The organism is Thermoplasma sp. Kam2015 (genome assembly GCF_003205235.1).
Taxonomy (GTDB): Archaea; Thermoplasmatota; Thermoplasmata; order Thermoplasmatales; family Thermoplasmataceae; genus Thermoplasma.
In genome coordinates this window covers 1-3,777 of the sequence record NZ_QJSM01000015.1, presented here as the reverse complement: position 1 = coordinate 3,777, position 3,777 = coordinate 1, and the positions used below count along the sequence as shown (strand labels likewise).

2 protein-coding genes and 1 pseudogene are annotated in these 3,777 nt (G+C 45.7%); 1 reads left to right on the top strand and 2 read right to left on the bottom strand.

Annotated features, from left to right (window positions below; genetic code table 11):
- Positions 1–8 precede the first annotated feature (8 nt).
- Positions 9–137 carry a DUF1947 domain-containing protein gene (locus DMB44_RS09735; protein ID WP_369907611.1) on the top strand — a complete coding sequence of 43 codons (129 nt, stop codon included), beginning with the start codon at positions 9–11 and terminating at the stop codon, positions 135–137.
- 205 nt (positions 138–342) lie between these two features.
- Here DMB44_RS09735 and DMB44_RS09535 read toward each other — a convergent pair.
- Both DMB44_RS09535 and DMB44_RS01510 read right to left on the bottom strand, forming a co-directional pair.
- A pseudogene (locus DMB44_RS09535) lies at positions 343–2,235 on the bottom strand (TIM-barrel domain-containing protein); the annotation flags it as partial.
- A gap of 186 nt (positions 2,236–2,421) precedes the next feature.
- Entirely contained in the window at positions 2,422–3,543 is a 1,122-nt protein-coding gene (locus DMB44_RS01510) for a DEAD/DEAH box helicase (RefSeq protein WP_237265219.1), read from the bottom strand.
- Between the last annotated feature and the right edge of the window lie 234 nt (positions 3,544–3,777).

The following is a 3,777-nucleotide window of genomic DNA, read 5'->3' as shown; positions in this document are numbered from 1 at the left end:
TATATACCATGACATCCAAGCATTTCATATCGAAGAAGGAAGCGAAGAGGATCTGGGAAGCCATGGCGACATATGGCATCGACATATCCGGAGAGAACCTGGAGGTGGCAACTTTGACTGATTTCCATTTAAGGTAGGAGTCATAGAACCGAATCCATGCAGCACTATAAATTTCACGCTGACAGGCCTGCCTGGATTCACCCTTATATCTCTGCCGTCAAATTCGATGTCCACCTTCACATCATCGTTGCCGCTACTTATATAGAAAGTGCGCTTAGCCCTTCCTGATCCAAGGTAAAGGTGCACCTCTATACCGTTGTTTTCCCGCAATATGGCTGATCCTTCTCTGACAAATATTGGAACTGTGCTTAGATTTACACAGTACGTAATATGACCCTCAACGACGCTGTCATTTGAAATATCATACCATCTTCCAGATGGCAGGAATACCTCCCTGTTAATCACATGATCTTCAACTACCGGAGCTATAAGGAGATCATCACCCATCATATATTCATCATCTATGGACATGGCAAGCGTATTCTTAGGATCGGCCCAGAATATCGGGCGAAGGATCGGTCTGCCCGTGATAGATGAAGATATTGCCTCGCTGTATATCTGCGGGACAAATGAATGCCTCATCCTTATCACGTCAATTATCTCCCTTTCGTGATCGCCGAATGCCCATGGCTCACGCCTCTTCGATCTCTTATCTGAATGCACCCTGTAAAGCGGGAAGAAGAGCGAAGCCTGCAGCCATCTTATGAAAAGATGCGGAGTGGGGGAACCCGTGAATCCCCCGATATCGCATCCAGTCAATGTTATGCCGGACATGGACATGTGAAGTATCGTCACTATATTCTGCTTAAGCTCCTTCCATGAGGTCTCAGTATCTCCAGTCCATATCCATGAATACTGGCTTATTCCAGCCCATCCGGATCGGGAGAGTATGAAAGGCCTTTCGCTTCTGGAGAGGTGATCGAATGCAGCCTTATCCATATAGTAGCCGTATAGGTTGTGCACCTCCTCATGCCTGCCTATGCTGTGAACCGCGGATCTGGGCATGGTGTTGTCTCCCCATGCAACGAATATTGCAGGTTCATTCATGTCATGCCAGAATCCAGATATGCCCATGGATCGCATGAAATCGTACCTGGAACTGTACCATTCCCTTACGCCTGCATCTGTGAAATCAGGAAATGCCGCCATTTCTGGCCAGACAGGAGCGTACATGACGTTTCCGTCCGGATAGCGCACAAAATAGCCATTCTTTAAGCCCTCTTCATACAGATCGTATCCAGGCTCCATCTTAACACTGGGCTCCATTATGGTTATGAGACGCACGCCATTCTTCATCATGTAGTCGGTCAGCTGTTTGATGTCTCCAAAACGCTTCTGATCGAATGTGAACATCTTAAAGCTGTCCATATAATCTATATCCAGGTATACAGCGCCCAGCGGTATTCCGCGCGATATGAAGCCATCAACAACGTCTCTTACTTCCTTGGTATCCATATAGCTGTACCTTGACTGCTGGAATTCAAAGGCCCAGTATGGAGGCTTATACGGCTTTCCGGTTATCTCCGCAAACCGCGAGTATATTGAATCAAGATCGCCCGTGATTATGTAGTATTCCAGCGGCTTTGATCTGAATGATATTGATAAGCGCCTCTCGTCAGAATAACCAACATCCACTGTGGAATCCCCTGCATTCGCGTAAAAGATAAGCACAAATCTGCCCTCATGCCCGTGCAGCATTACTGGCGCATTGAGATACAGAGGATCGCTATCCGGACCGTATGATCCATTTGCATCATGGTTCCACAGCCTGTATACGTGACCAATCATGTTCAGCGGTGCGGCTTTCTCTCCGAGGCCGCTTATTATATCTTCTTCGCCTATTTCAAATGAATGTGTTATATCGCTTCCAAACGATGGAAAAAACTCGTGATGCAGCACCACACCCTCGGGATCCGCCACCGTGAGCCCATCCTTCTGAAGTGATACGACATTTTTTCCGAACAGGTATCTCTCCCCGTCCTGTATGGGCTTCACGAACGACGGATCGGCTATAGGCAAGGCGGGTCCATCGGTCCATGTGAATTTGAGTACACCATTATCCGTACCCTGTATCCTCAGAACATATCCATCGAATTTAACGATCAGGCTATCGCCTTCCACCTGTGTTGATCTCAGTTCACCTAGTTCGGGATACCTGGCATCCCGCAGAAACATTGAGTCATATTTATCCCTAGTCAGAGAATAATTGACAACATCCATAAACATCGTTTCGCTGAAGGTGTTCAGAAAACCTTTGATATCGTCAAGCAATTGCATGTATATCGTATGTGTAGCATAAAGATTTATTAATTTTTTACTAACATTAATAGTATGTTTTTAAGAAAATAACTGCAGGAGAATCTAATCCTGCATCCGTATCTGTCTGAGGCTCACTCTAGCCATGCGTTCGATCTGGCGCACAGCGTCTTTCTGATTTTCCTCCACTATGCTGAATGCACGACCATCTGACCCCAGCCTTGCAGTTCTTCCCACTCTGTGGACGTAAACCTTGGGATCGTCTGGCAGATCAAAGTTTATTATATCTGTCACGTCGCGGATGTCTATGCCCCTTGCGGCAACGTTTGTCGCAACAAGATATTCCACCCTGTTCCTGAAGAGGTACATGGCTTTTTCTCTCTGGCTCTGGCTCATATCCCCATTGATCATGACGGCGTTGTAACCCTTGTTTAGAAGAAAATCGCAAACCATCTTGGTACCAGCCTTTGTCCTTGAGAAGATTATTGTTTTCTGAGGACCGTATGTTTTCAGGTAATTCTGCAGTGCCTGAAGCTTTCTATTTCTCTTCGTTATCGTGTAATAGTGGTCAATTTCTTTAACCGTGACCTCGTCAGAATCGACCATTATCGTAGTTGGATCGTGCATGAAATCGCTGGCCATCTCCACGATCTCCTCCGGCATAGTTGCCGAAAGTATGAACGTCTGTTTCTCCTCGTTGAGGAATGACATGATCTTCCTGATATCGTCTATGAAGCCCATGTCCAGCATTACGTCTGCCTCATCCAGTACGAAATATCGTATAGCTGACAGATCCAGAAACCCGCGATCATGAAGATCAAGTATTCTGCCCGGAGTACCCACAATGATATCGGTTCCCTTTTCCAGAGACTCTATCTGCCTTGACATTGAGGATCCACCATAGATGACTGTGGATCTTATCCTTGATCTGCGCCCCAGTCTCTCCGCGACTCCATTTACCTGTATCGCCAGCTCCCTCGTGGGAAGCACAACAAGTGCCCTTGGCTTTCTTCCGCGCCCTATCATGTTAAGTATGGGCACGAGGTAAGCAGCGGTCTTTCCAGATCCAGTCTTCGATCTTATGATGAGATCCTTACCATCGAGGGCAGGTGACATTGCCTGTTCCTGTACAGCCGTCATTTCAACAAAACCAATCCTTTCAAGATCTGCTTTCAGATCATCGTTTATATTGCAATCTTCGAATTTCGACATATCTATTCCAACCATTCGACAAAAGCCCGCGAATGGCAAATTTATAAAAAACAACATCAGCGACCTTCGATGAAATCAAGGAGACAGCCGGGATGCTGGATTTTTAAATATCCCATTTGCGCACTTTTAACTTTCTTAGTATGATGAACATATATATGACCTTTGCCATCGCGATCAATCAAAGTGGATAAGGCATTTCGCATGTTTCGATATTTATATTTCTATTCTATTTTATATATAGAATTATTT

Coding starts and splice junctions, on each gene's coding strand:
- DMB44_RS01510 (WP_237265219.1), bottom strand. CDS start 3,543: ATGGTTGGAATAGATATGTCGAAATTCGAAGATTGCAATATAAACGAT.
- DMB44_RS09735 (WP_369907611.1), top strand. CDS start 9: ATGACATCCAAGCATTTCATATCGAAGAAGGAAGCGAAGAGGATCTGG.